The following is a 6231-nucleotide window of genomic DNA, read 5'->3' as shown; positions in this document are numbered from 1 at the left end:
AACACGGCTTTGGCCACTCGCTCCAAGATCAGCATGTCCGCGGGATTGCGCAGATCGTGATCCGCCTCGATCATCAGCAATTCGGGCTCTAAGCGGGCCCGTGAGAAGTGCCGCTCGGCAGCCGCGTAGCCGACTTTGGACGGTGCACGGTCCGGCATGTAGGGGCGAACGTCATAGCTTGTCTTGTATCCGGGCAAGGCGAGCAGGCCGATAAGTGCGATCGCGGCCGCTACTACGAATATCGGACCCGGCCAGCGAACAATGGCTGTGCCGATCCGCCGCCAGCCCTGGGTTCTCAACGCGCGCTTGGGATCTAACAGCCCGAAGTGGCTGCCTATGGTAATCATGGCTGGTGCAAGGGTCAGTGAGGCCGCCAGCGCAACGAGAATGCCTAGCCCGGCAGGAATACCCAGGCTTTGAAAGTAGGGCAGCCGGGTGAAGGCGAGGCAAAATACCGCACCGGCAACGGTCAGACCCGACCCCAGCACAATGTGTGCGGTGCCGCGATACATCGTGTAGTAGGCCGTTTCCCGGTCCTCCCCGAAACCGCGCGCTTCTTGATATCGGCCGACGAAAAATATCGCGTAGTCGGTTCCGGCGGCGATGACCAATAGCGTGAGCAGATTAGTCGAGTACGTCGAGAGTTCAATGATCCCGTTGTAGGCCATAACCGCGACGATTCCGCGGGCCGCAGCCATCTCGATCAGGACAGTGAGCAGCACGAGGAGCGTCGTGCGAACCGAGCGGTAGACGAACAGCAGCATCAGCATGATCACGAAGACGGTTATCAAGGTGACCTTCGCGGTACCCTGACTGCCCACTTCGAACTGATCCGCGATGAGCGGTGCCGCACCGGTGACGTAGGCCTTGACGCCCCTCGGAGCCTGGACGTTATCGACAATTTTGCGGACGGCGTCGACGGATTCGTTGGCCAGCGCCGAGCCCGAATCGCCGGCAAGATCAACCTGCACGTATGCGGCCTTGCCGTCGGCGCTTTGGGATCCGGCCGCCGTCAGGGTGTCGCCCCAGAAGTCTTGGACATGCTCGACGTGCTTCTTGTCCTGTTCGACCTTGCCAATCATGGTGTCGTAGTACCGATGGGCATCGGCGCCCAACGGCTTGTCGCCTTCTAAGACGACCATCGCCGTGCTGTCAGTGTCGAACTCGTGGAACACTTTCCCGATGTGTTTCGTCGCCTGAAGTGACGGCGCGTCGGGCGAGCTCTGCGCAACGTTATGTACCCGTCCGACCTCCTCAAGTTGCGGGACAGTGGAATTCGTGAGCGCGGTCAGCACAACCCACAGCAGCAGAATCGGCACCGCAAGTCGGCGGACGGTCTGCGGCACGGCGGGGCGCCGAAGGTGACGGTTGCTCATCCGGATTTGTCCAGGCAGAAGGTATAGGCGTTCACTGCGTTGACGGTCCTTTCGTCCTTGACGACGCCGTTGACCTTGATTCGGCAGCCGATGGTATTGCCATTACCTTGTGCGACAACGTTGCCGACGATTGCCGGCTCTGTGCTCGTGATCGTGAACGACCACGGCAGGGGAGTGTCTAGGACTTGTTGTGGCTGCGCGTTGACGTCCAGATAGTTGATGGTCGCCACGGCTCCGGGTGCGCCGAAGACTTCGAGGACCACGTTCTTCGGGTTGAACGGGACGATCTCATTCGAGATGCCCTCGGCGGTTGAACTGTTGTGATGAGAGCCGAAGATGCCGTGCAGTCGGTACACGCCGAAGCCGGCGGCCGCGACGATGACAACGGCAACCAGCGCCATCCACCATCGCTTGACCAAGCTGCTTAGTGAAATCGCTTTCACCCGTTGACCTTTCGATATCCGGTCGCACGATTGCTTGGCCACATTGCCGGTGCTTGAAGGGCGGATGGACAGCTAAGACAGTACGGTGCCGGACCGGACGGCACAAGAGACGTGAGCGTACACATTCGCAGTCAGGCGCTTACTCGGTGGGCCGGGTGAGGCTGGGGATCATGACGTCGTCGACGAGAGCTTGCACGGTCTGCTGTGTCGGCGGCCGGCCGGGAAAGATCGACCGGAAGATCAGATAGTGCGGCAGCAGATCCCAGAGTTCATCGTTGATGGCGGCTTGGTCGATCTCACCGCGGTCAGCGGCCTGCGCAAGGATGTGATCCATCAAGGCCTTCCGCTGCTCGATAAACTGTTGCTGAATCACGTTGTTGAGTTCGGGATTGCGCGCCACCTCGACGAGCACGGCGCGAATGGTGCCCGCATGCTGCCGACCCTGTTCGCAGACCTTCTCTCCGAGATGCAGCAGATCGCCGCGCAGCGCGCCGGTGTCGGGCGGGACGGCCACCTGTCGGACGCCCTCGATGAACGCGGCCAGCACCAATTCGGCCTTCGACGGCCAGCGCCTGTACACGGTGGCCTTGCTGGCGCGGGCCTTCGCCGCCACGGCGTCCACCGTCAACCGGTCATACCCGTGCTCTTGCAGGAGTTGCAACGTCACCGCGAGCAACTCCGTCTCCCGCGGCGACCACGGGGACGGCGCCGCGGCCCGGGGGGCAACTCGAGTCACAGCGCTTACGATAGAACCGCGAGGGCAGTACTGTCCAGTACCGTACCGCCCCGGGTTGGGGCTTTGCGGTCACTGTGGCCCACGAGCGTGGGGTTGATGCACGCATTCTCAGCCGAAAGCGTGCGTCAACCCCACACTCGGCACAGCCTAGGGCTAGTAGCTGAAGTCGCGGACGCCGTTCCATTCGACCAGCGTCCACCCCGTCGACGGGCTGCCGGTCACCACCACGCGGCCCAAGTTCGGCAAGGAATTGCTGTTCACCAGGCTGTCCTTGGGGTTTTTGACGTTCAACAAGGTCCAGTACATGATCGACTCGGCATGCGAGAACGCCACCGGTTTGCTCGTACCGCGGTGCTGGGCGTCGTCGTAGATCTGCTGGACGGCGGCACTGAACTGGTCGTTGAATTGACGGCCGCTGACCGAGCCGGGGACGGCGTCCTTGAGGTCGCCGTTGAGCCAATCCGCCGGCGCGAGCAGATACGGTTCACAAGGGTGACGATGTTGCTGGTCAAAATCCAGGGGCCAACAGCTCTTCGCCGACAAGTCGGCCCTCTTCGGGGTGTTGTTGTACCAGCCGGCGTTGATTTCGTTCAGGCCGGGAAGTTGTTGCACCTGCTTGCCGAGTGCGTGGGCCAGCGGTGCCGCGGTCTCCTGGGTACGGACCATTGTGGACGCATAAATGGCGTCGAAGTTGTTGCGGGACAGCTGATGGGCCAGCTGTTCGGCTTCTGCCTGGCCGTTCTCGGTCAGACTTGGACCGGGAACGTCGGTGTTGATGACGTGTTGGGCGTTCGCCTCGGACTCGGCATGCCGGATGAAGGTCAGCGTGATGCTGCGTACGTGCGGGCCTCCGGAACAGGCGGCGATGGTTATCGTCACCAGGAGCGCGACTAGTGCTGCAGCAGCCTTGCTGATCACGTTGCGGTTGCGCATGGCGATAGCCTGCCTTGTCGACGGCTTCGGTGTGGTGGGTTTGCATAGGTTCGCCATGGCTGGCCGGATCGAATCTGATGGAAAGGAAACCCGCATGGCGATCGACCCAAAGGCCGTTGGCGCAACAACCGAGCCGATGCTGTTCGAATGGACCGACCGCGAGACCTTGCTCTACGCGCTGGGTGTCGGTGCCGGAACCGAGGATTTGTCGTTCACCACGGAGAACAGCCATGGCATCGATCAGCAGGTGCTGCCGACTTATGCGGTGATCTGTTGCCCGGCGTTCGGCGCGGCCGGGAAGGTCGGATCGTTCAACTGGGCGATGCTGTTGCACGGTTCGCAGGGCATCCGACTGCACGCGCCGCTGCCGGCGGCGGGCAAGCTGTCGGTGGTCACTGAGGTGGCGGACATCCAGGACAAGGGCGAGGGCAAGAACGCGATCCTGATGTTGCGCGGCCGCGGCACCGATCCTGACACCGGGACGCTGGTCGCCGAAACCCTCACTACGCTGGTGATCCGCGGCGAGGGCGGCTTCGGGGGAGAGCCGGGTCAGCGACCCGTCGCACCGGAAATCCCCGACCGCGAGCCCGACGCTCGGGTTGCCTTGCCCACCCGGGAGGATCAGCCGCTGATCTATCGGCTCTCCGGTGACCGCAATCCGCTGCACAGCGACCCGTGGTTCGCCAAAGAGTTGGCCGGATTCCCCAAGCCGATCATGCACGGGCTGTGCACCTACGGGTTCTCCTGCCGGGCGTTGGTCGCCGAACTCGGCAACGGCGACGCCAGCGCCGTCACCTCGATCGATGCTCGGTTCACCAAACCCGTCTTTCCCGGCGAGACGCTAACCACCTTGATTTGGCGCACCGAACCCGGCAAGGCGGTGTTCCGCACGGAAGCCTCAGCGCCGAACGGCGCTGGAGATGGGGCGGCGCGGCTGGTGCTCGAAGACGGCGCGGTGGAATACACCGAGGTTTAACGGGACTGTCATCGCGGCATTCTGCGGTCATGGCATTCAAACTCACCTACAGCGACGGGCACGAAACCGATTACGACGACGACACCAAGTGGGAAGTCGAAGACGGGGTCCTCAAGTTGGGGAAAGAGGCCGGACAGTGGTCGGTCTTCCTCTCCCCGAGTCATTGGGCGACCCTTGAGCTCGCGGCCGGAAAAGACAAGGGCGACGGCAAGGACGAAGGCAAGGACTCCGACAAGGACGAAGACAAAGACGAAGGCAAGGGCAAGCACGAAAGCAAGGACGACGACGAAGACAAGGACGAAGACAAGGACAAGGACAAGGACGAAGACAAGGACAAGTCCTAGGGTCTTCCTTGGATGCCGCCCGCTTCCTGTAGGGCGTGCCGCCGATTACCCCTCAGGTAATCGTGACGGTGACCCGACGTAACTAACATCGTCGCCGTGACGACTCTGGCCCAGCGGGCCTCGGCAATACCTCCAGTCGGTCAGCTGCTGCGTGAATGGCGCGAACGGCGGCGAATAAGCCAGCTCGACTTGTCGATTCAGGCGGATATCTCGGCCCGGCATCTGAGCTTTGTGGAGACCGGCCGGTCGCGCCCGACATCCGGGATGATCCTGCGGCTCAGCGAGCAACTCGACGTGCCGCTGCGTGAGCGCAATGCGCTGCTACTGGCCGGCGGTTATGCGCCCGCCTATCCCGAACATTCACTCGATGAGCCCGAACTGAACCGGCTGCGCGCGGCATTGCGTCAGATCCTCACCGGACACGAGCCGTATCCGGCATTGGTCATCAACCGGTGGTGGGAAATACTCGACGGCAACGCGGCCGTCGCGGTGCTCACCGAAGGATGCGACCCCGCACTGCTCACGCCACCGCTAAACGCGTTGCGGGTGTCGCTGCACCCGGACGGCATGGCGCCTCGGATCGCCAATTTGTCCGAGTGGCGGGCGCATATCCTCGAGCGGCTGCACCGCCAGGTGCAGAGCACACGAGACCCGCGGCTGGCCGAACTGCACGCCGAGTTGTCGGCCTACCCCGGGGGCCTGGCCGAGCGGCCCGGCCTCACCGACGTCGCTGTGCCACTGCGCATTCGTCACGCCGACCGAGAGTTGGCTTTTTTCAGCATGACCGCCGTCGTCGGCGCGCCGCTGGATGTCACGGTCGCCGAAGTGGCGATCGAGTCGTTCTATCCCGCCGACGCGGAAACCGCTGAGGCACTGCACAAAATTGGAGTCAGCGAGCGAGCTGACGCGCCAGCCGCTCGGTGAATTCACGGGTCCGATTCGGATTATCGAGCGCGTAGGTGGCCGCGGTGGCGCGATCACCGTCGTCGCTGTGCCGCACCACGATTGGGATACCGTCATCGGCGACTGCGTCGAACGCGTCCTCGTCGGTGATGTCGTCGCCGAGGTAAATCGGTAAGAACGGACCCGGCGCTTCGTCGTCGCGGATGTGGTCGAGCACCCAACGCAGCGTCTTGCCCTTGTCCCAGTCGACATCTGGACGTAGCTCGATGACTTCGCGACCCGTGGTGACGCGAAGCACGGTACGCTGGCCGGCGCTTCGCACCGCTGCGGCAACCTCACCGACCCGGTCACGCTCGGCATTGCGGTAGTGCACGGCAACGCCAAAGCGCTTGTGCTCCACCACGACACCCGGGATGCCGCCGATTTGGTCGGCGAGCTCGGCGGCGGCCTTCTCGAGCACCGGGATACTCGCGGCCGCCTCGGCGTTTTCGTGATGTGCGCCGTCGGGTCCGGTCAGCTC

8 protein-coding genes are annotated in these 6231 nt (G+C 63.2%); 3 read left to right on the top strand and 5 right to left on the bottom strand.

Annotation, left to right across the window (positions count from 1 at the left end; genetic code table 11):
• The 4 genes from WBF82_RS04175 to WBF82_RS04160 all read right to left on the bottom strand — a co-directional run.
• On the bottom strand, window positions 1–1376 hold a 1376-nt coding region (locus WBF82_RS04175; protein WP_424381837.1), incomplete at its 3' end, for an MMPL family transporter.
• Window positions 1373–1819: an MmpS family transport accessory protein gene (locus tag WBF82_RS04170; RefSeq protein ID WP_424381836.1), complete on the bottom strand. Its 447-nt coding sequence runs from the start codon at window positions 1817–1819 to the stop codon at window positions 1373–1375. The genes WBF82_RS04175 and WBF82_RS04170, both read right to left, overlap by 4 nt.
• Window positions 1820–1958: 139 nt before the next feature.
• Window positions 1959–2567, bottom strand: a complete 609-nt coding sequence (locus WBF82_RS04165; protein ID WP_424381838.1) for a TetR/AcrR family transcriptional regulator — start codon at window positions 2565–2567, stop codon at window positions 1959–1961.
• Between the two features lie 141 nt (window positions 2568–2708).
• Window positions 2709–3488, bottom strand: a complete 780-nt coding sequence (locus WBF82_RS04160; RefSeq protein ID WP_424381835.1) for a histidine phosphatase family protein — start codon at window positions 3486–3488, stop codon at window positions 2709–2711.
• 94 nt (window positions 3489–3582) lie between these two features.
• Here WBF82_RS04160 and WBF82_RS04155 point away from each other — a divergent pair, with 94 nt between their 5' ends.
• The 3 genes from WBF82_RS04155 to WBF82_RS04145 all read left to right on the top strand — a co-directional run bounded on the left by WBF82_RS04155 (window position 3583) and on the right by WBF82_RS04145 (window position 5732).
• Window positions 3583–4464 (top strand): MaoC/PaaZ C-terminal domain-containing protein, encoded by an 882-nt coding sequence (locus WBF82_RS04155; protein WP_424381834.1) that lies wholly within the window; start codon window positions 3583–3585, stop codon window positions 4462–4464.
• A 29-nt stretch (window positions 4465–4493) separates the two neighbouring features.
• The gene (locus tag WBF82_RS04150; protein ID WP_424381833.1) at window positions 4494–4808 is read left to right on the top strand and encodes a hypothetical protein; all 315 of its coding nucleotides are present in this window, start codon (window positions 4494–4496) and stop codon (window positions 4806–4808) included.
• 96 nt (window positions 4809–4904) lie between these two features.
• The gene (locus WBF82_RS04145) at window positions 4905–5732 is read left to right on the top strand and encodes a helix-turn-helix domain-containing protein (protein WP_424381832.1); all 828 of its coding nucleotides are present in this window, start codon (window positions 4905–4907) and stop codon (window positions 5730–5732) included.
• On the opposite strand, the gene otsB is transcribed toward WBF82_RS04145, so the two are convergent.
• On the bottom strand, window positions 5698–6231 hold a 534-nt coding region (gene otsB / locus WBF82_RS04140; protein WP_424381831.1), incomplete at its 5' end, for a trehalose-phosphatase. The two genes, WBF82_RS04145 and otsB, sit on opposite strands and share 35 nt — an antisense overlap.

This window comes from Mycobacterium sp., assembly GCF_049673265.1.
Classification (GTDB): domain Bacteria; phylum Actinomycetota; class Actinomycetes; order Mycobacteriales; family Mycobacteriaceae; genus Mycobacterium.
Note: the sequence above shows the minus strand (reverse complement) of the source record. Positions and strands in the feature narration are given on the sequence as shown.